The 26,113-nt window shown below is 33.6% G+C and carries 39 protein-coding genes; 38 read left to right on the forward strand and 1 reads right to left on the reverse strand.

The features are described from left to right. Positions 1–42: 42 nt before the first annotated feature. The 25 genes from ACWG0P_RS09895 (at position 43) to ACWG0P_RS10015 (ending at position 17,229) form a co-directional block, all read left to right on the forward strand. A complete protein-coding gene (locus ACWG0P_RS09895; protein ID WP_455793000.1) occupies positions 43–282 on the forward strand; it encodes a FeoA family protein in 240 nt (79 codons plus the stop codon). After that, entirely contained in the window at positions 275–2,359 is a 2,085-nt protein-coding gene (feoB, locus tag ACWG0P_RS09900) for a ferrous iron transport protein B (RefSeq protein WP_455801579.1), read from the forward strand. Before ACWG0P_RS09895 ends, feoB begins: the two co-directional genes overlap by 8 nt. Before the next feature lie 46 nt (positions 2,360–2,405). Continuing rightward, positions 2,406–2,606 carry a FeoB-associated Cys-rich membrane protein gene (locus ACWG0P_RS09905; RefSeq protein WP_455801580.1) on the forward strand — a complete coding sequence of 67 codons (201 nt, stop codon included), beginning with the start codon at positions 2,406–2,408 and terminating at the stop codon, positions 2,604–2,606. Positions 2,607–2,662: 56 nt separating this feature from the next. Further along, the gene (locus ACWG0P_RS09910) at positions 2,663–3,169 is read left to right on the forward strand and encodes a gamma carbonic anhydrase family protein (protein WP_455801581.1); all 507 of its coding nucleotides are present in this window, start codon (positions 2,663–2,665) and stop codon (positions 3,167–3,169) included. An 89-nt stretch (positions 3,170–3,258) separates the two neighbouring features. Beyond that, complete coding sequence (locus tag ACWG0P_RS09915) at positions 3,259–4,077, forward strand: tetratricopeptide repeat protein (protein ID WP_455801582.1); 819 nt, start codon at positions 3,259–3,261, stop codon at positions 4,075–4,077. Further along, the gene (locus ACWG0P_RS09920; protein WP_455801583.1) at positions 4,070–5,173 is read left to right on the forward strand and encodes a WD40/YVTN/BNR-like repeat-containing protein; all 1,104 of its coding nucleotides are present in this window, start codon (positions 4,070–4,072) and stop codon (positions 5,171–5,173) included. Before ACWG0P_RS09915 ends, ACWG0P_RS09920 begins: the two co-directional genes overlap by 8 nt. Positions 5,174–5,333: 160 nt before the next feature. Further along, entirely contained in the window at positions 5,334–5,588 is a 255-nt protein-coding gene (locus ACWG0P_RS09925; RefSeq protein ID WP_455801584.1) for a TfoX/Sxy family DNA transformation protein, read from the forward strand. A 28-nt stretch (positions 5,589–5,616) separates the two neighbouring features. Then, on the forward strand, positions 5,617–5,994 hold the full coding sequence (locus tag ACWG0P_RS09930) for a VOC family protein (RefSeq protein ID WP_455801585.1): 378 nt from the start codon (positions 5,617–5,619) through the stop codon (positions 5,992–5,994). A gap of 104 nt (positions 5,995–6,098) precedes the next feature. Beyond that, complete coding sequence (locus tag ACWG0P_RS09935) at positions 6,099–6,536, forward strand: hypothetical protein (RefSeq protein ID WP_455801586.1); 438 nt, start codon at positions 6,099–6,101, stop codon at positions 6,534–6,536. Positions 6,537–6,582: 46 nt separating this feature from the next. After that, entirely contained in the window at positions 6,583–7,353 is a 771-nt protein-coding gene (locus tag ACWG0P_RS09940; protein ID WP_455801587.1) for a prolipoprotein diacylglyceryl transferase, read from the forward strand. Between the two features lie 192 nt (positions 7,354–7,545). Continuing rightward, complete coding sequence (locus tag ACWG0P_RS09945; RefSeq protein WP_455801588.1) at positions 7,546–8,205, forward strand: CatB-related O-acetyltransferase; 660 nt, start codon at positions 7,546–7,548, stop codon at positions 8,203–8,205. A gap of 261 nt (positions 8,206–8,466) precedes the next feature. Continuing rightward, a complete protein-coding gene (locus tag ACWG0P_RS09950) occupies positions 8,467–8,937 on the forward strand; it encodes an ASCH domain-containing protein (RefSeq protein WP_455801589.1) in 471 nt (156 codons plus the stop codon). A gap of 205 nt (positions 8,938–9,142) precedes the next feature. Beyond that, entirely contained in the window at positions 9,143–9,928 is a 786-nt protein-coding gene (locus tag ACWG0P_RS09955; protein WP_455801590.1) for a CPBP family intramembrane glutamic endopeptidase, read from the forward strand. After that, positions 9,913–10,272 (forward strand): hypothetical protein, encoded by a 360-nt coding sequence (locus ACWG0P_RS09960; protein WP_455801591.1) that lies wholly within the window; start codon positions 9,913–9,915, stop codon positions 10,270–10,272. Before ACWG0P_RS09955 ends, ACWG0P_RS09960 begins: the two co-directional genes overlap by 16 nt. A gap of 51 nt (positions 10,273–10,323) precedes the next feature. After that, a complete protein-coding gene (locus tag ACWG0P_RS09965; protein WP_455801592.1) occupies positions 10,324–10,980 on the forward strand; it encodes a phage head-tail adapter protein in 657 nt (218 codons plus the stop codon). Between the two features lie 53 nt (positions 10,981–11,033). After that, the gene (locus ACWG0P_RS09970; RefSeq protein WP_455801593.1) at positions 11,034–11,732 is read left to right on the forward strand and encodes an aspartate/glutamate racemase family protein; all 699 of its coding nucleotides are present in this window, start codon (positions 11,034–11,036) and stop codon (positions 11,730–11,732) included. 39 nt (positions 11,733–11,771) lie between these two features. Next, complete coding sequence (locus tag ACWG0P_RS09975; protein ID WP_455801594.1) at positions 11,772–12,137, forward strand: ACT domain-containing protein; 366 nt, start codon at positions 11,772–11,774, stop codon at positions 12,135–12,137. A gap of 18 nt (positions 12,138–12,155) precedes the next feature. Further along, positions 12,156–13,022 (forward strand): alpha/beta fold hydrolase, encoded by an 867-nt coding sequence (locus ACWG0P_RS09980; protein WP_455801595.1) that lies wholly within the window; start codon positions 12,156–12,158, stop codon positions 13,020–13,022. A gap of 22 nt (positions 13,023–13,044) precedes the next feature. Continuing rightward, positions 13,045–13,323: a hypothetical protein gene (locus ACWG0P_RS09985; RefSeq protein WP_455792970.1), complete on the forward strand. Its 279-nt coding sequence runs from the start codon at positions 13,045–13,047 to the stop codon at positions 13,321–13,323. 448 nt (positions 13,324–13,771) lie between these two features. After that, on the forward strand, positions 13,772–14,683 hold the full coding sequence (locus ACWG0P_RS09990; protein WP_455801596.1) for an AraC family transcriptional regulator: 912 nt from the start codon (positions 13,772–13,774) through the stop codon (positions 14,681–14,683). A 76-nt stretch (positions 14,684–14,759) separates the two neighbouring features. Beyond that, complete coding sequence (locus ACWG0P_RS09995) at positions 14,760–15,521, forward strand: MBL fold metallo-hydrolase (protein WP_455801597.1); 762 nt, start codon at positions 14,760–14,762, stop codon at positions 15,519–15,521. Between the two features lie 240 nt (positions 15,522–15,761). Continuing rightward, positions 15,762–16,139 (forward strand): hypothetical protein, encoded by a 378-nt coding sequence (locus ACWG0P_RS10000; RefSeq protein ID WP_455801598.1) that lies wholly within the window; start codon positions 15,762–15,764, stop codon positions 16,137–16,139. A gap of 109 nt (positions 16,140–16,248) precedes the next feature. Next, the gene (locus ACWG0P_RS10005) at positions 16,249–16,611 is read left to right on the forward strand and encodes a VOC family protein (protein ID WP_455801599.1); all 363 of its coding nucleotides are present in this window, start codon (positions 16,249–16,251) and stop codon (positions 16,609–16,611) included. A gap of 61 nt (positions 16,612–16,672) precedes the next feature. Beyond that, complete coding sequence (locus ACWG0P_RS10010) at positions 16,673–17,035, forward strand: GNAT family N-acetyltransferase (RefSeq protein WP_455801600.1); 363 nt, start codon at positions 16,673–16,675, stop codon at positions 17,033–17,035. 5 nt (positions 17,036–17,040) lie between these two features. Then, positions 17,041–17,229 carry a hypothetical protein gene (locus ACWG0P_RS10015; RefSeq protein ID WP_455801601.1) on the forward strand — a complete coding sequence of 63 codons (189 nt, stop codon included), beginning with the start codon at positions 17,041–17,043 and terminating at the stop codon, positions 17,227–17,229. 233 nt (positions 17,230–17,462) lie between these two features. On the opposite strand, the gene ACWG0P_RS10020 is transcribed toward ACWG0P_RS10015, so the two are convergent. After that, positions 17,463–18,032, reverse strand: a complete 570-nt coding sequence (locus tag ACWG0P_RS10020; protein ID WP_455801602.1) for a flavin reductase family protein — start codon at positions 18,030–18,032, stop codon at positions 17,463–17,465. Between the two features lie 125 nt (positions 18,033–18,157). Here ACWG0P_RS10020 and ACWG0P_RS10025 point away from each other — a divergent pair, with 125 nt between their 5' ends. The 13 genes from ACWG0P_RS10025 (at position 18,158) to ACWG0P_RS10085 (ending at position 26,111) form a co-directional block, all read left to right on the forward strand. Then, complete coding sequence (locus ACWG0P_RS10025) at positions 18,158–18,490, forward strand: winged helix-turn-helix transcriptional regulator (protein WP_455801603.1); 333 nt, start codon at positions 18,158–18,160, stop codon at positions 18,488–18,490. A 201-nt stretch (positions 18,491–18,691) separates the two neighbouring features. Then, complete coding sequence (locus ACWG0P_RS10030; protein ID WP_455801604.1) at positions 18,692–19,153, forward strand: helix-turn-helix transcriptional regulator; 462 nt, start codon at positions 18,692–18,694, stop codon at positions 19,151–19,153. Positions 19,154–19,175: 22 nt separating this feature from the next. Then, positions 19,176–19,724, forward strand: coding sequence for a DUF3795 domain-containing protein (locus ACWG0P_RS10035; RefSeq protein ID WP_455801605.1), 549 nt, complete (start codon positions 19,176–19,178; stop codon positions 19,722–19,724). Positions 19,725–19,842: 118 nt separating this feature from the next. Continuing rightward, the gene (locus ACWG0P_RS10040) at positions 19,843–20,004 is read left to right on the forward strand and encodes a hypothetical protein (RefSeq protein WP_455792952.1); all 162 of its coding nucleotides are present in this window, start codon (positions 19,843–19,845) and stop codon (positions 20,002–20,004) included. A 178-nt stretch (positions 20,005–20,182) separates the two neighbouring features. Next, positions 20,183–20,788 carry an alpha/beta hydrolase gene (locus tag ACWG0P_RS10045; protein ID WP_455801606.1) on the forward strand — a complete coding sequence of 202 codons (606 nt, stop codon included), beginning with the start codon at positions 20,183–20,185 and terminating at the stop codon, positions 20,786–20,788. A gap of 27 nt (positions 20,789–20,815) precedes the next feature. Beyond that, positions 20,816–21,286 (forward strand): N-acetyltransferase family protein, encoded by a 471-nt coding sequence (locus ACWG0P_RS10050; protein ID WP_455801607.1) that lies wholly within the window; start codon positions 20,816–20,818, stop codon positions 21,284–21,286. A gap of 56 nt (positions 21,287–21,342) precedes the next feature. Then, positions 21,343–21,690, forward strand: a complete 348-nt coding sequence (locus ACWG0P_RS10055) for a hypothetical protein (RefSeq protein WP_455792947.1) — start codon at positions 21,343–21,345, stop codon at positions 21,688–21,690. A 109-nt stretch (positions 21,691–21,799) separates the two neighbouring features. After that, positions 21,800–22,429 (forward strand): CatB-related O-acetyltransferase, encoded by a 630-nt coding sequence (locus tag ACWG0P_RS10060; RefSeq protein WP_455801608.1) that lies wholly within the window; start codon positions 21,800–21,802, stop codon positions 22,427–22,429. A 368-nt stretch (positions 22,430–22,797) separates the two neighbouring features. After that, entirely contained in the window at positions 22,798–23,682 is an 885-nt protein-coding gene (locus ACWG0P_RS10065) for a PLP-dependent cysteine synthase family protein (protein ID WP_455801609.1), read from the forward strand. 1 nt (position 23,683) lies between these two features. Next, positions 23,684–24,238: a serine O-acetyltransferase EpsC gene (epsC, locus tag ACWG0P_RS10070; RefSeq protein ID WP_455801610.1), complete on the forward strand. Its 555-nt coding sequence runs from the start codon at positions 23,684–23,686 to the stop codon at positions 24,236–24,238. A 152-nt stretch (positions 24,239–24,390) separates the two neighbouring features. Beyond that, entirely contained in the window at positions 24,391–24,723 is a 333-nt protein-coding gene (locus ACWG0P_RS10075) for a PadR family transcriptional regulator (RefSeq protein WP_455790119.1), read from the forward strand. Continuing rightward, positions 24,713–25,420, forward strand: a complete 708-nt coding sequence (locus tag ACWG0P_RS10080) for a DUF2812 domain-containing protein (protein WP_455801611.1) — start codon at positions 24,713–24,715, stop codon at positions 25,418–25,420. The genes ACWG0P_RS10075 and ACWG0P_RS10080 overlap by 11 nt, the downstream gene beginning before the upstream one ends. Beyond that, a complete protein-coding gene (locus ACWG0P_RS10085; protein WP_455801612.1) occupies positions 25,413–26,111 on the forward strand; it encodes an ABC transporter ATP-binding protein in 699 nt (232 codons plus the stop codon). Before ACWG0P_RS10080 ends, ACWG0P_RS10085 begins: the two co-directional genes overlap by 8 nt. The last annotated feature ends 2 nt before the right edge of the window (positions 26,112–26,113 follow it).

A 26,113-nucleotide genomic window follows, 5' to 3' on the forward strand; every position in this document is an offset into this window, starting at 1 on the left:
TATTTGAAAAATTAGATAAGGTTAACATATGGGGAGGTTTCTATGACCACATTAGATAAAATACAACCAGGAAGTAGCGGTTACATAAAAAGTGTTGGAGGAGAAGGCGCATTGCGTCGTCGACTTTTAGATATGGGACTTACTCCAAAGACAAGAATCACAGTAAATAAGATTGCACCTATGGGAGATCCTATGGAATTGAATTTAAGAGGATATTTACTAACCCTTCGATTAGAAGATGCCGCTAAAATTGAATTAGAAGAAGAGGTGGCACATGGATAAGGTACTGATTGCATTAGCAGGAAATCAAAACAGTGGGAAAACAACCTTGTTCAATCGTTTGACAGGAAGTAATCAACACGTCGGTAATTTTCCTGGAGTCACCGTAGAAAAAAAAGAGGGAAGAGTAAAAAACTACAAAGAAGCAACCCTAGTAGATTTACCAGGTATCTATTCTTTATCTCCATACACAAGTGAAGAAGTAGTCACACGTGATTTTATCTTAAAAGATCAACCAGATCTTTTAATCAATATAGTCGATGCGACAAACATTGAACGTAATTTATATTTAAGCTTACAGTTAATGGAATTAGAAACACCTATGGTCATTGCGTTGAATATGATGGATGAAGTTGAATCCAGTGGGAATCGTATTGATGTAGAGGCGTTATCACAGCGTCTACATATCCCAGTCGTTCCTATATCAGCAAGCAAGAACGAAGGTATTACAAATTTAGTAAACGTTGTGAAACGTCAAATTCGCAACAGTGAAGAACGCAAAGCACAACGTCTTCAAAAGGAACAAGCCCCACTTTTGAAAAAAGAACATAAAGAACGCTTACGTATGCCAGATCTTGATTTTTGTACAGGGGAAGTCCATCGCGCGATTCATGCGATTGCCCATATTGTAGAAGATCATGCGGAAAACGTTGGGTATCCACTACGCTTTGTCGCAACAAAATTGGTAGAGGGTGATGAACCCATGCTAAAGACGTTATCTTTACATCAGGATGATATTGATATCATTGAAAAGATTGTGTCCAGTATGGAACATGCTTTAGATACCGATCGTGAAGCTGCATTAGCAGACATGCGCTATTCCTATATCGAAGAACTTATTTCACAATGTGTCTTCAAACAAGGAGAAACAAAGGGAAGAATTCGAAGTGAGAAAATTGATTATTTTCTGACTCATAAATATTTAGGGATCCCAATCTTTATTCTCATTATGTTATGTATCTTCTATCTAACCTTTGGACCATTTGGTGGTACTTTACAAGGGGGTATGGAAACCCTAATCGCAAATCTAACCGATGGATTATCTGCATTCTTAACTTCCATCCAAGTATCTTCTTGGCTTCATGCGTTAATCATCGATGGTATATGCAATGGAATTGGAAGTGTTTTGTCTTTTTTACCAGTGATTCTTGTATTGTTTTTCTTTCTATCTCTATTGGAAGATAGTGGATATATGGCAAGAGTTGCGTTTGTTATGGATAAAGCCCTTCGTAAGATTGGTCTATCTGGAAAAAGCTTTGTACCTATGCTAATCGGTTTTGGATGTAGTGTTCCAGCAATCATGTCTGCACGTACGCTAAGTTCCCAAAGAGATCGTAAAATGACAATTGTCGTAACACCATTTATGTCATGCAGTGCTAAACTTCCTATTTATGGTATGATAACGGCAGCCTTTTTTCCAAACCATACAGCTCTGATCTTAATCAGTGTATATATCATTGGAATCTTAGTCGCAATCATATCTGCACTCCTACTAAAGAGTACCCTCTTTAAAGGAGACCCAGTACCATTTGTATTGGAGTTACCAACGTATCGTATTCCTAGTACACCAAGTGTTATCATGCATATGTGGGAAAAGGCAAAGGATTTCTTAAAACGTGCCTTTACTATCATCTTTGTAGCTTCTATTATTATATGGTTCTTACAAAGCTTTGATTTCTCTTTCCAAATGGTCGCAAATTCATCAGATTCCATACTTGCTCAGTTAGGAACTTGGCTATCACACATCTTCAAGCCATTAGGATTTGAAGATTGGCGTGCTTCTACAGCGTTAGTAACTGGAATTACTGCCAAGGAAAGCGTTGTGTCCACATTAAGTGTATTAACAAATGCTAGCAGTGATGCTGGATTAAATGTAGCTCTACAAAGTATCTTTACACCAGTATCCGCATTTGCATATCTATGCTTCACCGTATTATATATGCCATGTATTGCGGCATTCGCAGCCACAAAACGGGAACTAGGTTCTATGAAAGAAGCATTGTTTACCGTTCTTTATCAAACAGGGACTGCTTATGTTGTCGCATTGCTTGTGTATCAAATTGGTTCTTTATTTCTTTAGTCACTCAAACAAAATGGATGCATATACATAGATAGGATGTGATGGTATGAATCTTATAGATATCGTAGTAATCGCAGTACTCATTGGAATTCTCGCTCTTATCTTTTATTTCACGCGAAATAAAAATGGTAAGAACTCTGGATGTGCTGGATGTGCTGGATGTCATGATAGTTGTTCTTCTTGTTCCGTGTATGGAAACTTATTTGAAGAATATAAGAAGGACCATCCAGATTCCAACAAACCCTAAAGAGGCGCATGCCTCTTTATTTATATATATGGTATACTATAGAGGAGGTGCTACATATGATAAAACAATATAAAAAGAAATATCCAACGATTGCGAGTTCCTGCTTTGTTGCGGAAAACGCAAGTATCATTGGAGATGTCCAAGTACAAGAGGATTCTTCCATTTGGTTTCACACAGTGATACGTGGGGATAGTGATGAAATTAGAATCGGAGCTTATACTAACATACAAGATAATTGTACCTTACATACTGATACAGGACATAAATTAATCATCGAAGATCGTGTCACCATAGGACATAATGCTATTATTCATGGTGCATATATTGAAGAAGAATGTTTGATTGGTATGGGAGCCATTGTATTGAATGGTGCACATATAGGCAAACATAGTATCATAGGAGCTGGTGCTTTGATTCGTGAACATCAAATCATCCCAGAGAATAGTGTAGTTGTTGGCTGTCCTGGAAACGTAGTAAAACAAACTACACCAGAACAAGTTCAAGATATCCTTAACAATGCACAACATTATGCCGAGTTAGGAAAAGAGTACAAGGAGGAGTAATCCTTCTTTTTCTTAACAAAAATTCACAATAAACAAATATTTATTCTTCTATGCATCCTGTATAATAAAGAAAAAAAGGGAGGTATTGTATGATAGAAGTCAACAAGAAAATAATGAGGTTATTTTGGAGTAGCTGTCTAATTGTTTATATAGGAGGATTTCTTGTATTCTTTGCCTTGAGAACCATGCACAATAGCTTGTTTTTTAGTATTTTTGTGATGTTGTTGTTAGAAGTGATGGGGATTATCTTTTGTTATATTTTTATGTACAAGTATTTTAGTAACGCATGTAATGATCGTACGATAGCTATGCTAAATCAATGTGTGGCACTCCCTTATATAGAAGAAATGCAAACATTCCTTGCACAATCTAAGAACCTATGGAAAAATAAAGAAAAAAGTATCGAATTCTTAATAGCGAACGCTTATCGTTATTATGGTGACTTTGAAAAGGCACATGAAATCTATCAAAAACTCTATGTTCAAAAACTAACCGAGTTACATAAATTTCAAATGAAAATATACGAAAGTATGATGTATATGGAGGAGGGAAATCTTACACAGGCCGAAGCATATCTTCAACAAGTTTTATCCTCTCCTAAAAAAGAACGTTATGTTAAAATGTCCGTTATGAAATCTGTCGCAATCGAACTACAAATCCTAGAAGCATCCATAAAATATAAGAAAAACGAAATGGATGTACAAGAACTATTACCAATCTTACAAAGCGCAAGAGAAGACTATACAGCTACAAAATTATGGAAGTATCGTAGAATCATAAACGTACTAGAGAAAGAAGGACGCACAGATATTGCGCTTCCTTATCGTAACATGATTTCAAATATTTCAGGAGATTTCCTACTCTTACACAACGACGTAATTCTTGGGGAGGGTGAAGTTCATGAATGAATTTAAAACACGTGTACTTTTTATTATCTTCATTGTAGTACAACTTTTCCTTTGTTTCCTATGCAATTATTTCTTCTTTTCGAATAAACAAGTATACGAAAGCATTTCCAACAATAAAACAAACAAACTCGTTATTTATGAAGAGGATGATTCCTATCGTGTGAAGCTATGGAAAAATGGAAAAGTCATGAAAACACAAACCTTAGAAGATGGTTATCGTAAGATGAAAGATGCGACATGGGTAGGCGATAACTTTCTCATGATTTCTTATGTAAGTGAAGACTTTCATACAGTTACTTTATCCTTTGATTTCACAAAAGATAACGCATATGCAGATGCCAATTCTCTACAAGATGCCGCAAAAGAATCTCTGAAGAAACAAGAGGAAGCAGAAAAGAAGCTCTTAGAGAAAGAAGATCTCATCAAAACTAAAACGGGTATCTCTCTTGAAAAGAACAGTACGATTGCGGTAACATTCGACTATGGTAAACATTGGAAAGATACAGGAATTGAAACATCTTCCGCAACCTATCGCAACAAAGACTTACGATTAAGTGATGATAGCTACTATTTATCGGATGAATTCTCCTATTTCTACTCTGTAAACTATAAGGGCTGGCTCTATTATCAATATTCCACAGATGCAGGAGATACATGGCAAACCTTTGATCCTAAGATTGCCGCATTTGATGCCGTATGGTTTAAAGCAGGTATGAAAGAGAACCAACAACCATATTTTTTCATGGCAGATAAAATCAATCAAGATGTAATGTTTTATCATAGTGAAGATGGAGGAAACACCTTCCAAAGCAAACCATCGAATCTTGTAAAAGATATTAACCTCATATATGATACATCTTATATCGATGATTCTTTATTGTTTGTAACTTATTATGAGTATGGTGATATCTTTCGAAGTATTGATCAAGGAAGTACTTATGAAGCTATTAAGATAGATAACTTAGAAAATATCCATCAATTAAAAGCCCCAACAATGAAAGATGGTAGCCTACAAATGGTAGGTATAGATATCTACGAAAAAGAAGTCATCTTTACATCGAGTGATCAAGGACTTACTTGGACACGTGAATCTTAACAATCCTAAAGAAATCATCTACATACAAGCAAATATTATCAAAGAACTTTGCATATTATTCATTACAATTCAATGATATAATATTTCTATATATATTTGTGATAATCATTAAAAGGTTCGTTTGTTGAATACGATGAATTGCAATGAAAGGAGGAATCTTATGGAAGCCCTAGATCATATGCGAAATATTGGAAAAGAAATGAAAATAAAACTTCTTTCTATAGGCATACGTTCATCGAAAGATTTGATAAGACTAGGAAGTAAAGAAGTGTTTATGCAATTGAAAGAGCGATATCCAAATGTATGTTTAGTTCATTTGTATGTTTTACAGGGAGCAATTGATAACATAGACTATGATAAACTTTCTGAGGAAGTAAAGTCAGATTTAAAACAATTCAGTGATAGTTTAAAGTGACTATCTTACACAAAAGGAGGATTTTATTATGGTAACTCCATATGTAACATTTCAAGGAAATTGTGAAGAAGCATTTCATTTTTACGCAGATGCATTTGGTGGAGGTAAAACGGTCTTTGTACACTTAAACAATGATCCTAAAGAACTAATTATGCATGCTAGTGTAACCTTTAGCAAATATGATGGTTGTATTATGGGAAGGGATGTAAGTGAAAAGGTTGTAATCTCTGGTATGGCAATCTGTGTTGTATTACCCTCACGAGAAGCAATTGAGGAAATATCTGAAAAACTTGCGAAGGGTGGCAAACTTATGCAAAGATTCATGCCACACCCACCTCCCCATGAAAATGATGGAGGTGCAGAAGTACTAGATAAGTTTGGATATACATGGTATTTTAGCACATGACGATATTCAAGAGATTCTTGAATTAGAGAATGGCTATATTTGTATAAAGGAAACTTTTGATCAACAATTTATAGTTAACTGAAATGTAAGGAGGTTCACAAGATATGTGTGAAGAATGTTATGTAGAGGAAAATAGAATAACTCCATTACTTCATCCTTTAAAGTGTCTAGAAAAGCATACCCAGTACATATGTGGAACATGTGGACGATGTGTTTGCATTGAACTTGATCCTAAACGTGGATTACAGCGATGGAACTTTCCTTTTAAGTCATTGGAAATTGCGAAGTTCTATTTACGAACAGCTGATTATACAATGAAAACATCATGTGGTATTTATGAAGTGCAAAGTGAAAATGGTAGATTATCCTATAAGATTTTCGTAAATAAAGATGAACTCGAATTATATCTTAAGAAAAACAAAGGGAAAAAGTGCGAATCTTTACTACCTGTTTTTACTGTCAATGAATACAAAGAATTTGATAATACTCAAATACGAAAGTTATCCATTGATGACATAAAGAAATATATGTCAGAGAGATAGAGGATAGTTTTAGGTTCTATAGAAAATCAATAATTGGAGGGGTCTTATGTATAACGATTTATTTTCGATTGGAAGTATTACTGTACATTCCTATGGTGCTTTCATAGCAATAGGAATCATTGCTGCTTATGTAGTGATGATGAAAAGAACAAAGAAAAGAAATATCAATATAGATACTATGGATAACCTATTTTTCTTTGTATTATTAAGTGGATTTTTAGGTTCAAGAATATTATATTGTATTACTGAAATAAACCAAGTTGTGAAAGATCCTAGTATTATCTTTAATTTAAGTGATGGTTATGTTGTATATGGAGGTATTATTGGTGGAGTATTGGGTGGATATGCATATTGTAAAAGGAAAAAAATGCCCTTTCTACAAATTCTAGATTTAGCAATTCCATCGTTAGCATTAGCACAAGGGTTTGGTAGAATTGGATGTTTTATGGCAGGATGTTGTTATGGTATGGAAACCACAAGTGGAATTGGAGTAGTTTTTCCAGTGGACTCTTTGGCACCAAGTGGTGTAGCACTCATACCAACGCAGTTGATATCCTCTGTCTTTGATTTTGTACTCTTCTTTGTTTTGATTATGTATGACAAACGTAAAAAAGAAGATGGACAAGTAGCTACACTATATTTAATGCTATATAGCATTGGACGTTTTATTATAGAATTATTTAGAGGTGATTTGATTCGTGGTAATGTAGGAGCCCTTTCCACCTCACAATTTATTTCTATTTTCGTTTTCTTAATAGGAGTTGGATTTTTTATTATATTAACAAAGAAAAAATCAAATAAAGGCAATCAGTTTTGAGGGAATATAATTTTAATATTTCCTTTTATTGAAAACTAAAGAGCAGCTTAAGGTTTAGGAAATAATCGAGTTAAGTAAGTTAGAAATCAGGGATGGTGAAAAAATGAAGGAAATCAGAAAAAAGAGGGCGTTAGCTACGGTATTCAACAAGAGAAAGGAAGTGATATTCAAATTATAACGGAGGAATAAAAAATGAAAAAAATACCTAATCCAAATGAGATTTTTCCCAATGAATATAAAACTACTTGTTTTATAAAAAATGTAATTAAAGCTTCAAATATTATTGTTGGTGACTATACATATTATGATGATAACAATGATCCAACGAAATTTGAACAACATAACGTTCTTTTCAATTATCCAGAATTTAATGATAAGCTAATTATTGGTAAGTTTTGTGCAATAGCATCTGGTACGAAATTTATTATGGGTTCTGCGAATCATCGCATAAGCAGTGTTACTACTTATCCTTTTAATGTTTTTGGTGGATTATGGAGAGAGCGTACACCGGAACATCTTTCTCAGCTCCCATTTAAGGGAGATATAGTAGTTGGAAACGATGTATGGATTGGACGAGAAAGCATAATTATGCCAGGAGTCAAGATTGGAAGTGGCGCCATTATAGGAGCCTATTCAGTTGTCACAAAAGATGTTCCACCATATAGTGTTGTCGGTGGAAATCCAGCTACATTTATAAGAAAAAGATTTCATGATGAATTGATTGAAATTCTTTTAGATTTAAAATGGTGGGATTTTGATGCAGAAAAACTCATTGAATTTCTACCGTTGTTATGTGATTCAGACTTGGTAAAAGTGCAACAACTATTGAAGCAGGAATTACATAAAGAATAGTATTTGAGATAGGAAGAATGATAACATATTAAAAACTGATGAGGGGAAACCTATATGAGCAAGGAAGCACAACAATGTTTACGAGATGCTATAATACAACCAAGTGGTAACACGATGAAATTCATTCCTATCTTTTTTTATGTAGACAATGAAAATTGATTGAAGATATTCTTGTATTGGCGTAGTTTGGGAAGTTGAATATATAATCATGAAAATAGAATGTATGTACTACATAAGAAAATGAGGGAAAGGACAATATGTATGAACGTAGAAGAGTTCTGGAATGAATTTTTAAGGAATACGAATCACGATAAATCTTTACGGTTTTTAGAAAGCTTTCATTTTGATTTACGAAAGGAAGTCGCAAATCACTTGCTAGATTTAGTACTAACTGGAAAAAAGAAGGCAACTGCCAGTAGTTTATTTGTATATGAGAAAACGGACTGTGAAATGCCGAAAATAGGTGATTTCAGTATTGTAACTGATTGGGATGGAAATCCTCACTGTGTAATTGAAACAACCAATATTACAGTAATACCATTTCATGAGATAACGTATGAGACTTGCAAACGCGAAGGAGAAGATGAGACTTTAGAATCATGGCAAATAGGACATAAAAGATTCTTCATCGCAGAGGGGAAAGAATTAGGATATGAGTTTAGTGAAGATATGCCAGTCATCTTTGAAGATTTTAAGGTTGTATATGTCCATGATAACAATCACGGATTTTGAATTTTGCAGTTAAAGATTTAAAATCTGAATATAGACGGGTGAAGTTACTACATATTGTTGAAGTATCACTACTTATATATGTTAATGTTCATCTACCGAATTGGTACTTCAATATTAAAAATTCTGATGGAAATACGTTTGAAATCGCTGAGATTTTTTGATTTTGTTGTATAATAAAGACAATGCAAAAGGGAGGAGGAATGTAATGAAGAAAGATAATAAGAATATAGTCTTATTTTTAATTCTTGCATTTCTTCTTCCTTTTTTATCTGTTTTGATGCAATTCATGATAAGAAATGAAATCCTTCGTTTTATTATGTATGGAATTCAAGCAGCTTCTCCTACTATTGCAGCATTGCTCTTACTTTGTTTGAACAAAGAGAGCACATCTTTTTTTAAGAAAATATTTCATAAACAACATTTGGTGTTTGCCTGTTTGTTTCCAATGGCTTTTGCGTGTATAACGATGTTACTTGCGAAATATATAGCTTGTGTTTGGTTACAAGTTGACTTTGTAATAGGTAGTATTTCCACAGTACAATTCATAATTATACTGTGGGCGCTAGTTGCGGAAGAAATAGGTTGGAGAGGGTATTTAGAACCATTGTTTAAGAAGATTGGTATTCCAGAAAAAATCGTGCCATTCTTGATAGGCATCATTTGGTGTTTGTGGCATTATCATTATTATATACAAGATGGAATACAAATTCCTATCTTGTTGTTTCTAGTGAGTTGTATTATAGAAAGTTATATTTATAGCTACTTGATGTATTTTACAAAAGGGAATATACTATCCGCAATGACGTACCATTTTTCATGGAATTTATGGATCCATATATGGTTCATCAATCCTATTGATAATCAAGGAAGTTTACTTCCTTATGCAGTAATGGTTTTTATAGAATTTATATGTGTACTCGTGTTTAATTTTATCAAAAAGAAAAATTGTATACTAAAAATCTCGGAGGTAGACTTATGCAAGAAAAATTGATGATTGCGGTTGTTGTGAACATTGTATACTTGATGGTATGCTACATTCTTTTAAAAGTAAGAAATTCAAAGAATAAGAATGTACGTGAATGGGATAACGGATATGACTTTTATTCATCTTTAAGTGATGCCAACAAAGAACAATATTGGAAGAAGGATACAAATGTTGTAAAAGTTTTTCTAATCTTGTTGTTTCTGTTTATAGAAGGTTCCTTATTGCTATATGTTGTACAATCTAATGTATTTAGCAGTCTAGTTTTATTTATTATAGGTATCATCTGTTCTAGTGTTGTCGCAATTTTCTTGAGTGTTAAACTTCAAAAAAGTATGAAGACAAATGCATAGCTGTATTGAATTTCGTATTAGGAAATAACGATAAATAATGGAGGGAAATCTATGAATAAGGAATGGTCACAAGCAAATAAAGATATGCAAACACAGTTAAAGAAAGAGACTACTTATAAAGAAGGGATTGCTACATTGAATGCTTTACGTAAGGACATGATGGATGTTTTACTTGCGATGAAAGATGATTTGAGTCGGGATGATTTTGATGCATTACCATGTATCCATGCGAATGGATATCATTCCAAGAATATTGCCTATTCCATTTGGCATATTGCTCGTATAGAAGATATTGTGGCTCACTCGCTAATTGCAAATGAAGAACAAATCTTCTTTAAAAACAAGTATCAAGAGCGTATTGGTTCACCTATCATTACAACAGGGAATGAATTTAAAAAAGAAGAAATTAGAGAATTCACTAAGCAATTAAACATAGAAGAATTATATACATATATGCTAGATGTAAAAACAAGCACTGAAGAAATATTAAAGAGCTTATCTTATAAGGATTTAAAGAAAGAGATAGCAGAAGAAAAGAAAGCGTACTTAACATCCTTGAGAGTTGTAAGTACTTCTGAACATGCGGCTTGGTTAATTGATTATTGGTGTAATAAGAACATTAAGGGATTGATACAAATGCCTTTTTCAAGACATTGGATAATGCATGTAGATGCTTGTTTACGTATTAAGAATAAATTGCATCATTAAGAAATCTAAATGCTTGAATGTAGTATGTAGGATAGGCGAATGGAGGAGTTTATATGAAAACAATTGGATTGATTGGTGGTATGAGTTGGGAAAGTACGGTTTCCTATTATCGAATTATAAATGAAGAAGTAAAGAAGAGATTGGGTGGACTTCATAGTGCAAAAATTTTACTCTATAGTGTAGAATTTGATGAAATTGAAAAATGTCAGGCAAAAGGAGAATGGGAGAAAAGCGCTCGAATTCTTGGCAATGCTGCACAGAGTTTGGAAGGTGTTGGTGCAGATTTTATTTTAATTTGTACCAATACAATGCATAAAGTAGCTCCTCAAATTGCATCTATGATTCAAGTTCCACTAATTCATATTGCAGATGCTACTGCAGAAGAACTTATTCAACAAAATATTCATAGAGTTGGGTTGTTGGGAACGAAATATACAATGATAGAAGAGTTTTATAAACAAAAACTTATTGACAAAGGGATCAATGTCCTAATACCTAATGAAGAAGATATCGAAAGCATTAACAATACTATCTTCAAAGAGCTTTGTTTAGGTGAAGTTAATGATGGTTCACGAGAGAAGTTCAAGATAATAATTGATAAGTTGAAACAAGAGGGTGCAGAAGGTATCATTTTAGGATGTACTGAAATAGGTCTTCTAATTCATCCAACAGATGTACCCATTCCTGTATTTGATACAACCTTGATTCACGCTAAGAGTGCTGTTAAACTTGCACTGGATGATAATGCCTAAGGATATAAAATAGGTTCGTATTGAGATGGAGGATAATATATGGAAATAAAACGAATAGAGTTTGATTTTTCGGTATGTAAAGTCTGTGATTATTCACAGGTGAATTTGGAAGAAGAATTTTGTTTTATTTCGAAAACAGATGAAGAAAATTCTTTGGTTTGTATAAGCGAGAAGGTACCTGAAAATACAATTGCACGCGATGATGGATGGAAAGCATTTCGAATACAAGGATCCTTGGATTTTTCGATGATTGGTGTGTTATCCAAATTATCCACTTTATTGGCAGATCATCATATAGGCATATTTGCAATTTCTACATACCGTACAGATTATATTTTGACGAAACAAGAAAATTTTGAAAAAGCGATAGAAGTACTAATGCATGCAGGATATCAAATTATATGATGCTAATGGGAGATGAAAATGAAAAAAGGGTTAAACTTTAAAACAATAGAAAATCAAATAGAGTACTTTAGTGCTTATGAGGAATCCATGAAGTTAATTTGTGTCCCTGTAAGTGAACTATATGTAGCTAGTACTTATGGGGATAGTCATGTTCTATGTTGTGGGGATGAGAATCTTCCACCCTTAGTATTGTTGCATGCCTCTAGTTGTGGTTCTCCTATATGGTATAAGAATCTTCCGTTTTGGAGTACATACTTTCGTGTATATGCAATCGATTTAATAGGAGAGTCTTCAAAAAGTATTTTAACAAATAAAATGAAAACGCCGTATGATAACGCAAAATGGCTTGATGAAACTTTGCATGGTTTAGGACTAGATATAGTATATCTTTGTGGGCTTTCTATAGGTGGTTGGAATGCAGCGAATTATGCTGGATATTATCCAGAGAAGGTGAATAAATTGATTCTTCTTAGTCCAGTACAAACCTTTGCTAAGATGCATCTTTCCTTCTTCTTTAAAATTATGAAGATGGGATTTCATCCAACAAGAGAAAACGTAGAAAACTATATTGGTTGGGGCAGTGGAAAAGAAGAGCCACTTCCAGATAGTATCATTCAGCAATTTACTTTATCAGTAATGAATATGAATGCAAATGCAAGCTTCCCAAAATGGTTGAAGAAGGAGCATTTACAAAATATCACAATGCCAGTTCTTGTAATGTTTGGAGAGAATGAATTTGCATTTTCAATTAAAAAGGCATCCGCACGTGCAAAACGCCTAATACCTAATTTAGAAATATGTGTTATAGAAGATGTATCGCACTTACTTGGAGTTAGTAAATCAGAAGTTATCAATACAAAAGTTCTGAAATTTATTAACGATTGAAATTCAGAATGGAGGAAATTATATGTGGATAGTATTTGGTATTGTTTCAATTGTGACAGGGTTGTTAAATGTTGTTTTATATGTTCGAAAGAAAGCTGTAATATGGCTTAGTTTCGTTAGTTTATCGACTACTTCATTGGTTTTATGTGATTTCTATACTGCCGATGCAAAATGGGTTATGAATGAGGATTGGGGTGCTTTATCTGATGTAACTCCATCCGTATATAGAGTTTTATGGTTTTGTACGATAGCTTCCATTTTGATAAATAGTATACCGCTATGGAAGCGAAAAGAAAGATAGAGTCCTACTTATAGACAAGTAGGAGTATGCTTTGAGAAGATAAATCTTTGATAAAATACTCATAAGGGTACTGTGAACTATTTTTTGGAGAAAAATAAAGGAAAGTAACAAGGTATGCAATTTATCTGTAACATTTTGAAACTGCTAGTAAATGGAAATAAGAACATAAATAAAACTGATGTAACTAATATTTAGGTGATGCTTATATGGGTGTTGGAAATAAAATAGCAAACGCTACAAATATTACATATTTACAGTATTTCTAGCGTAAATTTATTTTTCAATAAATTTATAAAAACATGTTAATGACATTGTGCAATATTATTCAACTCTAGTGGTAAATCAATTTGGAGGCAAAGTCCGATTACATCTTTAGCAAAAAAGGGCATTGTCAGACAAGCGAGCGTGGTATCTCCCATGATATCCTATAGAAGAGGAGGTGCTTATTATGCACGCATGGGAACAAATACAACAAACAGTAGACTATATTGAGGAACATCTTTCTGAAGAAATCAAAATTGAAGATTTAGCAAAATTAGCAGCATTATCGACCTTTTACTATCAAAGACTCTTTACACGATTGGTGAAAAAACCAGTAATTGAATATATCAAATTACGTCGAATGGCAAGAGCAACAGAAGCCTTACTACAAAAGAATAAGCGAATTTTAGATGTAGCATTGGATTTAGGATTCGCTTCACACGAACACTTTTCTCGCACATTTAAAGAAACATTTGGTATAACTCCAGAGGAATACTCTAAGACACCTGTCACATTTAGTAAAATGAATAAGCCAGAACTCTCTTTGAACTATACACTGGTTGATGAAAATGTACCACTTGTGAGCGATGGGATTATTCTAGAAATCACACGAAAACAACTAACTGTACCAGAGCATTTTGTTGGCTTGAAGACAAAATTACCTGTTTCATTTGTAGCAGGACTTGGAATTGAATCCGGAGTAGACCCTTTATATACACTTTGGGAAACATTTCATGAAAAGAAAGCTTTTATGAATCGTTTGTCAGTAGATGGGGATGAAATTGGTGTCGCATATCCTTGTGAAGAAGAGGGATACTTTCATTATTTTGTTGGTGGAGGTGCAATTTCTAATGGTGATACTTGTGAATACGACCACTGGGAATTACCAATGGGAGAATATATTGTCTGTACCTTTGAGGCAGAGAACTTTGAAAGTTTGGTTATGGATGCACTCTATAAGGCACAGGGTTACTTATTTAATACATGGTTACCAAAGCATACATTAACAACAAAACCATTTTCTGTGGAACGATATGAAAGTCGTGTAGAAAGTACTACAAAAATGGAAATATGGGTTATGCCAATTTCTGTAGAGTAAAGAAATGGAAATGACTTACAATTAGAAATATCTTGATAAGAGGTTATAAATGAGGCACTGAAGGGAGAATTGGACAATGGATAATTGGTTCACAGTAAATCAGGTAGATGAGTTCACATATATCATTAGTGAGTATCGACATTGGGAAGAAACCCATTGTTATTTGTTAATAGGAAATGAGAGTAGTTTACTGATTGATACAGGGCTTGGAATCTCGAACATATATGAGGAAGTGCGCAAACTTACTGATAAACCTATTACAGCAGTTGCCACACATATTCATTGGGATCATATAGGAGGATTGAAGTATTTTCCTGACTTTTATGTTCACAAAGATGAAGTAGATTGGTTAAATGGAAAGTTTCCATTACCAAAGGAAGTAGTAAAAGGAATGGTTGTTAATCGCTGTGATTTACCATCTGGTTTTGATATAAATAGCTATGAAATTTTTCAAGGTATTCCAACTAAAATAATAAGTGATTGTGATATAATTAATCTGGGCAATCGTCAAATTGAAGTCCTGCATACACCAGGACATGCTCCTGGACACTTATGTTTTTGGGAGAGGAATACAGGCTACTTATTCACTGGTGATTTAGTATATAAAGATACTTTGTTTGCCAATTATCCATCGACCGACCCACAAGAATATCTTGTTTCATTAAAGAGGATTTTAGCGTTACCTACAAAAAGAGTATTCCCAGGACATCATTCATTAGATATACAACCTGAGATTTTACACCGTATAAAAGAAGAATTAGAATCCCTGAACATAGATGGAAAGCTCCATCATGGTAGCGGTATATATGACTTTGGTGACTGGGGTATATCATTATAAAGAAAAGAAACAAACGATTACGTAATTCCATTTCTGGAGGTTCGTTAAGGGCAAGGATTTATCTACAATGAGTTTGTAAGGATTATGGTAGTTACTTCCCAATTCGCTAACAGAGCATCAAGACGATTGGAGTAAATGGTATGCTGATGAAGAAACAGTTTTAAAGAACATGATTCCACAAGGCTGAAGAAGTTTGAAGCTGTATTGAATATACTTTTATATAATGGGAGGAACTAGATTTTGGAACAATTAACCAAAGATGATGTTGAAGAACCTGTATGGAACTTAGCATCAAAATATTTAGAAAGAATAGAAAATTTACCTAGGATGTTAAGTGAAATACACTATATCGATGACTTGGGTTCTTTAATCAACCGTATTAATTTTGTGGAAGATTTTGATAGTGAAATTGAAATTCAAACTATAACACAAGAAAACACTCACAACATCGTGACCTTTACAATCAATTCTATTTTGTCTGCATGGTGTAAAAAAAGTCAATTATTGAGAATCACTGTTACTGCCAAGGGAACTTGTAATCTAAAGTCTATGGAAGATGTTGAACTGGTTGATATTCAATATGAAAATGTGGAATGTGATGATACAAGAGCAATATGAGTGTACTGACTAAAGAACGTATGCGTAACACAAATTCTTAAAACTTCAGTTTGTAGAGATAGGTTTTAAAATATTTAACGATCATATGAAATGTTGTGGAGGTAAGAAGATGATAACAGGGTATTATTGTACAAATATTTTTTCCAAGCATGCAAAAGAACTTATTCAGTTCTATAGGGATGTATTAGAAATACCGTTTATCAAGACAGATGTAGATGAATACAATGGAGTTTATCTAGGCTTTACAGAACATGCACCTACTCTTTGCATATGGGATTGTAATGTATTTGATGCACAGCCAACTGGATATCAATCATTTGTTTTTCAAACAGATAATCTTGATATAACGATGGAGCGTTTGAAGAAGAAAGGTGTTGTGTTGCCTGATGCCATCAGATATGATTGGGGAACTTATGAAGTTCGCTTACATGATATCGATGGAAACGAAATAGTAATCGCTGAGTTTGTTTAATATACTATTCTCAATTTGTGAAATAGATATAGGCAAAAAATTATAATTTGTGGAGGTAATTATGGCAGAATTATTTGATGTATTTCCATATTTAGAAAATGAAAAAGTGATTATAAAAAAAATGGATGCAAGTGATGTTGTAGCATTATTTAAGATTAGTCATAATGACAATATATACAAGTATGTACCACTATTTTTATATAAGAAGAGCAATAAAACATTACAGACCATAATCAGAAATATTGGCGGAAGAGATTTTGAGAAGAAAAAGCAAATAATTGCAGGAATATATTTGAAAGATGATCCTAATAATCTTGTAGGTTTAGCAGAAATGTTTGACTACAAAAAGAGAATAAACAAAATAACAGTAGGTTATCGATTGAACGAGGATTATTGGAATAAAAAATCGCATCAAATGCTTTAAAGTTGATGGTGGAATATTTAATAAATGAGATTGGTATTACAACACTTAAAGCGTTTGTAATGCCAGAAAATCTGTATTCATCTAAAGTATTATTAAATAATGGGTTTGTAAAAGAGGACTATACTGCACAAGAAAAAAATTGGGGCGGTCAAGAACTTGTATCTGTTGATGTATACACATATAAAAAGAACTAAATAAATTTAGATTTATCTAAGTGTAATGCACTAGAGGTTTGCTCTAGTGTTTTTATTTCCACAAAAGGATAATTATAAAATACTAGAAGATGAAAAAAAACACATACGGAAGAGGTTGATTGTTGTAGTTTTACTCATTGTTATTTTGTGAGTAAAAAAAAGCACACCAACTCTACTGCTGTGTTTCCTTGAAACGACAAGGTCCCTCATTTCAAAGAGACCTTGTACATGGTTTATTTCTTTTTGAGTTGCAAACCATCTTTGAAGGCTTCACCCACTCTTTCGCTTACTTTATAGTAGCCATGTGTATACGGATCAAAAGCAATTGCATTTACTGAGGTCATATTAACCTTGTCTCCATCCATTACGCTTTCATAAGCTGTTACATTCAACACTTTACCAATAACACCACACCCATATTTTCCATCTTGATATTCTATAAATTCACACTCTAAGCAAAGTGGAAATTCATTGATAATAGGAGCGTCTAGTATCTCTGATTTCATTGCGGTAAGTCCACTGTTTTCGAATTTATTTGAAACTCTGTTTCCAGACTCAACGCCAAAATAATCTGCTTCAACCACATGAGCGGCATCCGCAATGCTCACTGTAAACGCCTCTCTAGCTTTGATGTTTTTTACTGTCTTATGAGACTCTGTTAAATTCAACGCAACAATACCTCTTTCCTGCATAGTACCCCATGCAGCATTCATGACATTCACACTACCATCTTCATTGTAAGTCGCCACCATTAACACTGGCATTGGAAAAATACCTTCTGTTATATCGAGTTTTCTTCTCATTGTCTTATCCTCTTTTCTTCTGTAAATTGACAGAGTTCTTGTTCTTATATATAATTTTAACATGTAATAGAAAGAGTACAAGTACCATCTTATTAGATAGGTACTATCTAAAAGGAAAGTATAAAATGATAAAAAATTATATTGCGGATGCAAATTTCAAAGATTCAGGATTTAGCTATACGTTATCAATCATATCAGGAAAACACAAGATGGTGATCCTTTATTGCTTAATGGAGTTTGAAGTTGTACGATTCAATGAATTAAAACGATATCTTAAAACAGTGACAGACAAAACACTTAGTTTAAATTTGAAGGAACTTGAATCAGATAAACTCATTATCAGAAAAGAATACCCTCAAATTCCTCCAAAGGTTGAATATAGTCTAAGTGATCGAGGAAAATCTTTAATGAGTGTTTTGGATCAATTGTGTGTTTGGGGAGAAAACAACAGAGAATAGGACTATCATGTAGTATCATAATTTGATATTTGATTTATGAAGTTCGAAAGTAAAAGATAATGGTTTTTATAATTATGCGTTAGACTAAAAATAGAGGTATATTCGTTGTTACCAATATGGAAACAATGCAATTCCAAATAATCACTTTTATAATAGGTAGAGATATTATATCCTTTGTACATATGAAGGAGGAATTACAGTATGTCATTCAACAATAAAATAAAAGAACTACGGGAAAAGGAAAATCTAACACAACAAGATATCGCGGATAAATTGTTTGTTTCAAGACAAAGTGTTTGTCGTTGGGAAAAAGGAACGAGAACTCCAGATATATTTATCGCAAAAAAATTAGCAATAGAACTACATACGAGTTTAGATGAACTCATTTCAGAGGATGATTTATATAGAAATAAAAAAGAAAAAATGGAAGCACAAAGCTTTGCGTTGGAAGGTATCTCAGCAATTTCTCAAGTTTTTATGATGTTGTCTTTAATAAATGGAAATCGTGCTTGGAGAGCTTTTCTTGCGATTTCTTTATTTGGCTTTGCCTGCATGTGTTTTAAGAGATGGTCATATCGATTTGAAAAATCATGGTGTATTTGTGGTATACTTTGTATATTGTTAGGAATCATGTCAGCTTATAAATATTTTGGAGATATGTAATCAAAAACATAGAGGTATGTGTATGAAAGACTTTGTAAGAGGAAATCAGTTATTTTCACTTTGCGGCTTGAATTGTAATTTATGTCCGATGTTTTTGAGCAAACATTGTCTTGGATGTGGAAATCATAATCAATCATGTAAAATTGCAAAGTGTAGTTTAGAACATGAAAATATAGAATATTGCTATGAATGCAAGGAATATCCATGTAAGAAATATGATGGTGTTGATGAATTTGATTCTTTTATTTCGCATCGAAAACAAAAAGAACATTTAGAAAAAGCAAAAACGATTGGAATCGATACATACAACAGTGAGCAAATGGAGAAACGCGAGATTCTAAACATCTTACTTAGTAACTATAATGATGGGCGGAAAAAGACATTCTATTGTGTTGCGGTGAATTTATTGGAACTTTCTGTATTGAAATTGTTGATGAACAATGTGACTACAAATAAAGACTTTGCAACTTGGAGTGATACAGATAAATGTAAATTTATGTACGAAGCATTTATGGAAAAGTCAAAAGAAGTCGATATTGATTTTAAACTAAGGAAAAAGAAAGCCATTTGATATAGGTGATAAAAAACTTATTCTATAACATAAAGGTTCTAAATGAGTATTTTCTATTAAATAACTATTGACTGTTCCCTTGGGGAACGTTGTAGGCTATTTATGGAGGAAATAAAATATGAAAGATAAGCAAAGGAAAAACAGTAATGTTTCAGATACACTAGTATGGGGATTGATTGTCGGCTTTATGGGAGGGGTATTATTAGATATGGTAGCACTTGGTTTGATCGTTGGAGTGTTATTAGGGTGTATACCTGGATTTATAAATATGGTTAAATAAGAGTAGATTAAAATGATAGATGGAGAACACGTTATGTGGAATACGGATATTTATGATCCATATGGAAAAGAGAGAATATAATCATCGTTCTATTTGATTCATCGAATACATATGAGAATTCTCAGTAGGAGAGAAATAAAATAAATTTATGAAGATAATTTGATAGGAGTGGTACTAAATGAAGGCGATTCTATATATTCATGGTCAAGGTGGGAGTTGTTTGGAAGCAGAACAATATAAGAAAAACTGTAGAGGGTATGATATAATCGGAGTAGATTATAAGGAGTCTTTGCCTTGGGTAGTTAAAGATAAGATTCTGTTAGAATATGAGAACTTGATTAAGAAGTACGATGAAGTTTATCTTATTGCCAATAGCATAGGTGCTTTTTTCTCCATGTTAGCGTTACAAGGAAAACACATACAGAAAGCTTTGTTTATATCTCCTATATTGGATATGGAAACCCTTATTCTGGATATGCTTTCATGGGCTAATATGAGTGAAAAAGAGCTATGTGAAAAAGGTGAAATTCAAACGGATTTTGGTGAAACGTTATCATGGGAGTATTTAACATTTGTACGAGCAAATCCGATTGTATGGAATATTCCTACGGAAATTCTTTATGCAGAGAAGGATCATCTTGTTTCACAAAAGACAGTGGAGGGCTTTGTGAAGTGTCATAGCGTCAATCTCACAATAATGAAAGATGGAGAGCACTGGTTTCATACCAAGGAACAACTTGATTTCTTAGATGATTGGATGATAAAAGCAATCGGCACATCTTGATTAAGTAGACAATGTAGAGGTATAAAGATGAATATTAGAAGGATAGAAAACAATGAAGTTATGTTATTGACAGATTTTTTATATGAAGCGATTTTTCAAAGAGATATACATCATTTAGCACCGAGAACAATCATTCAAGAGCCTTCATTATGGAGGTACATTAACAATTTTGGTAAAGAAAAGGATGATCATTGTTTTGTCGCAGAAGTAGATGATAAAATTGTTGGGGCAGTTTGGGTACGCTGTATGGACACTTTAGTTCCCGAATTCGCAATATCCATCTATCCACAATATCGAGGAAAAGGAATTGGCACAGCTTTAATGAAAAAAATGTTAGAGTATTTACAATCAAAAGGTTATCAAAAGGCATCACTCTCAGTTCAAAAAGATAACTATGCGCTTAAGTTGTATCGTAATCTTGGCTTTGAAATAGGGGATGAAAATGAACAAGAGTATATAATGGTATATGATTTTAACGGCTGTGTAAACAAAGAGTGATATTTAGTTAATGTATTTTTGATGAAGTATGTAGATGAAAACTGTGGAGGTATTTTATGTTCAATGAAATATGTATTTATGAAGCAAAATTAACGAAATTAGAAGAAATCGAGGCGTTGATGAAAGAAGTAGCGGAATTTTATCTAAGCCAAGAAGGTGTCATTGATGTACATTATATAAAACGTACGCATAGACAAAAGGATTTTAATGCAGTAAAAGAAGGGGAGTTGCCTATTCGTCTTACAAGAAATGTAGGTAAGGTTACCTATGTTTTATATTGGGTATTGGAAAATGAAGAAGCCCATGCGAGAGTAGGTAAATTAGGCTTAGAGAAGTTTTACAAACGTTGGAATCGCTGTCTAACTACAATGCCGAAGATTATATTAGGTGAAAATGTAGTGTAGCATACACTTTTAAAAATTAAATTAAAAAGGGAGTGGTACTATGAGGTTGTGTATTGTAAATACCGAAATAGCATAAAACAAAAATATAATATATTTTAGGAGGATGTATATGTCTATTTCGGATAATAAAACCTATCCCCGAACAGGAGATATGGAAACAGTTTATTTAAAAAGTGTGATCACAAATCCCAATATAATGGTTGATGATTATACAATGTATAATGATTTCGTGCATGATCCAACACAATTCGAAAAAAACAATGTGCTGTATCACTACTCAATCAATCAGGATAAGTTAATCATTGGAAAGTTTTGTTCTATTGCTTGTGGAGTCAAATTTTTATTCAACAGTGCGAACCATACACGCAACTCATTATCTACGTATCCATTTCCGTTATTTTTTGAAGAATGGGATTTGGATAAAAAAGAAGTTACTCAATCTTGGGATAATAAAGGGGATATCATGATTGGGAATGATGTATGGATTGGATATGAAGCAGTTATTATGGCAGGGGTGAACATTGCAGATGGGGCAATCATCGCAGCACGTGCAGTTGTGACAAAGGATGTACCTCCTTATACAATTGTAGGCGGTGTACCTGCGAAAGAAATAAAGAAACGATTTTCAGAAGAAACAATTACTACATTATTGAATATCCAATGGTGGAATTGGTCAAAGGAAAGAATCCAACAAAACATCAATGCGATACAAACAGGAAGGCTTGAAGAATTAATGTAGGGATGATCTTGTATGATACAGTGATGTTCAAAAGTAAACAAGTACATAGCATAGAAAGGAAAGATGGGTTATCAGCTCATCTTTTCACTAGGAATTATATATATAGGATGTGCGTTTTCATTTTCTTTCAGAAAATAAAATCATATTAGTTTCTTTTTATTTGAATTTATGGCATAATAAATACACAAAAGATTTGTGATGTCTTTTCTTCACACTTTTGAATATACTGTTAGAAAGCGAATGGAGGGTAAACTATGGTGATGCACTTGTTTGATAAAAATGGTTTCAAATGTGGAAGTTTTCTTATTCGCGGTCGATGTTGTTGCTAAAGCAATAAAAACAACAAACAGACAAGGAGGAAGAAAACTATGAAACAAACTGTTACGTTGATTGGGAATACCCCACTATACCATATAGAGAATACAAATATTTATGTAAAACTTGAGAAATTTAATGCCGGAGGAAGTGTGAAAGATCGCGCTGTCTTATGGATGTTAACAAAGGCAATGGAGAATGGAAGCATTGAACCAAATAGTGTACTTGTTGAGGCAACAAGTGGAAATACTGGAATTGCTTTATCAATGTTAGGTGCTGTGTTTGGAATTCCTGTGATTATTTTTATGCCTGAAAGTATGAGCGTTGAACGTCGTCAACTTGTGAAGTCTTATGGAGCACAGTTGGTGTTAACTCCTGCAACACTTGGAATGCAAGGGGCAATCGATGCTATGGAAGAATATAAGAAAGAGCATGCGAATGCAAAGAGTTTAGGTCAATTTGAAAACTCAGATAATGTGCTTGCGCATTACGAGTCTACTGGTAAAGAAATCTTAGAACAAATGGATCGTGTAGATATCTTTGTGGCTGGTATTGGAACTGGGGGAACTTTTAGTGGCGTTGCGAAACGCTTAAAAGAACACAACCCCAATATTCTATGCTATGCTGGAGAACCAGAAACAAGCGCAATCTTGAGTGGTCAAAAAGCAGGACCTCATAAGATTCAAGGGATTGGCGCAAACTTTATACCAAAGAATTTTGATCGCGAATTATGCGATGATATTATGTTAATATCTAGTGAAGAAGCGATTAAGGAAACAGTGGCGTTTGCGAAACAAACAGGAATACTAGTAGGTATTTCATCTGGAGCAAACATTGCTTTAGCAAGACGCTTAGCGTGGCGTAATCCAGGTAAAAACATTGTAACGATTGCACCAGATGGTGGAGAGAAATATCTCTCTATGCTGGAATTTGATTAAGATGTTTCGTGTATTAAGAGATATCAATCATAACTTAAATCGCTCGCTTGAAAATGATCCAGCGGCACACTCGAAATTAGAAGTGTTGTTGTTGTACCCTCATATCAAAGCATTGGCGTTTCATCGTGTATCGCATTTCTATTATAAACATCATTTATTCTTCTTAGCTCGATTCAATTCGAATATTGCTAGATTTTGGACAGGAATTGAAATTCATCCAGGAGCGAAAATAGGAAGAGGTTTGTTAATTGATCATGGCATGGGTGTTGTGATTGGTGAAACTGCAGTTATCGGTGATGATTGCCAAATCTATCATGGGGTAACTCTTGGTGGAACAGGAAAACAACAAGCGAAAAGACATCCTACCGTAGGAGATCATGTTATGATTGGTGCGGGTGCGAAATGTCTTGGAAATATTTATATTGGTGACAACGCAAAAATTGGTGCGAATGCGGTTGTTATCACAGATGTACCATCGGAAACTACATTTATTGGTTTGGCCGCAAAAGATAAGCGCGTAAAGCATTGTCAAGATGTGGAAGAAAAACTACAATAGAACAAATAGATCCTCCTGTTCGTAAGATAGGAGGATTTTTATATTTAGATGAGTAAAAATAGGGTATCTTTTATTGACACGAAGTATATGAAATGATAGACTATATCTATAATGGATATATCGTGATTGGATATATAGTGCAAGGAGGTTATATGTCAAAAAATAACGTAGTAGATAGTGAACAACTAACAGATTCCATGTATTATATCTTGCTTGCCCTTGTAAAAGAACGTCATGGGTATGCAATTATGAAATTTGTTGAAGAAATGACAGATAAGAATGTCGTCATAGGGCCTGGCACCTTGTATACGTTATTAAAGAAACTTCATAAGACAAATTGGATTTCACAGACTTCAGATGATCGTACGAAAACCTATAAGATTACGGAAGAAGGGTTTGTTATTCTTAGACAAGAATATAAACGAAGAAGGCATATGGTGGAAGATGGTAGACGTATATTAGAGGAGGAAGGGTATGAAGAATAGGAAGTATATATTTTGTAGCGGATTGGCATTTTCAGATAACAAAGATATGAATATGTTACATGAATATGCACTTGATGGTTGGATTTTTCGAAAGTTAAAATTCCTTGTATTTTATGAGCTTCATAAAGAAGAACCACAAGATCTAATCTTTAGTTATGATATTCAAAAAGTAAAAAAAGAGGAGAAAGAAGATTATTTAGCTTTTTTTGAAGAAGGTGGTTGGAGTTTGGTTGGTAAATGGCAAAATGGCCTCAACTTCTTCGTAGCTCCTACTGGTACGATTCCACTTCATAGTGAAGTCGCAACTAGAAGTGAACAATATCGAACTTCCTTTTTTGTAAGTATTGTATGTATTGCGCTTGGTCTACTTTGCGCGTATTTAACAACAACCACTAGAAGCATATGGTTTGCGGCAGGCGCAGGTGGCTTATTGGCAGGTGGAATCACGATGGCAATCGCTTGCTATTTGCGAGTGAAAGGGAAACAAGGCAATATGAATGTACGTTCTTATGGATATTATGCCGTGCAATTGTTGTTTGGAATAGGATTTCTTATCTGTTATGTTCTCATGTGGGATAAAGATATATTTATGTTGTTTGTGCTAGTTGTTGCACTATGGTTTATCATAGGATCGCTTCACGGGTTCTATCGTGTAGGGAAAGAAAAACAAATGAAAGAGAGGGTTCATCATGATTGAGGTAAAACATTTAAATAAGCATTATGGTTCATTTAAAGCATTGGAAGACGTAAATATTTGTGCAAAGGATGGAGAGATTACCGTTTTATTAGGTCCTAATGGGGCAGGTAAGTCTACGACCATCAAAAGTATTACCAATTTGTTAGAGTTTAAAGGAGAAATTACCATTGATGGGTATAAGAATGATACCCTAGATGCAAAACGTAGTTTTGGATATATTCCAGAAGCACCTGTACTATATGATTTATTAACCATTGATGAACATGTCGAATTCATTGGTAAAGCATATCGTAGTAAAGATTATAAAGAAAAAGCAGATACCTATATTCACATGTTCAAACTAGAAGAAAAGCGTAAAAAAGTAGTAAAAGAACTATCCAAAGGGATGAAACAAAAAGTAAGTATGTTACTTGCCCTTATTATTTCTCCTAAAACATTATTGATTGATGAACCAATGGTGGGATTAGATCCGGCAAGTATTGAAGATACCTTGCAATTGTTGATTAAGTTAAAAGAAGAAGGGGTTGCCATTTTTGTATCTACCCATATCATTGATATCTTTGATGAATTTTGGGATGTAGCTTATATCATGAACAAAGGTAAAATTGTACGTCATTTGAATCGAAATGAAAAAGGGGAAGAAAATCTAAAGGAAATCTTCTTTGCTTGTACAGATAGTGATGGTGAATAGAA

The organism is Amedibacillus sp. YH-ame6 (genome assembly GCF_053848845.1).